The 230-nt window shown below is 68.3% G+C and carries 1 pseudogene; it reads right to left on the minus strand.

What is annotated here, in order from left to right:
- Positions 1-230: pseudogene (locus SB751_RS35895) on the minus strand (hemagglutinin); the annotation flags it as partial.

Consider the following 230-nt stretch of genomic DNA (forward strand, 5'->3'; position numbering starts at 1 on the left):
GTGTAGCCCTTCGCCTGCGTCGACGCGGCATTGAGGTTGTCGTTCAGCTGCTGCACGTTCACCGCGTCGGTCGGCGCCGTGCCGGCTGCCACGTTCGTGACTTGCCGTTCGTTGCCCTTCGCGCCGACCGAGAACGAATTGTCGCGATCCGCCACGGAGCCCTGGCCGACCGCCACCGCGTTCTTGCCGGTTGCCGTCGCCGTCGAGCCGATCGAACCGGCATCGGCACG

Source organism: Cupriavidus sp. SIMBA_020 (assembly GCF_046535395.1).
In the GTDB taxonomy this organism is placed as follows: domain Bacteria; phylum Pseudomonadota; class Gammaproteobacteria; order Burkholderiales; family Burkholderiaceae; genus Cupriavidus; species Cupriavidus campinensis.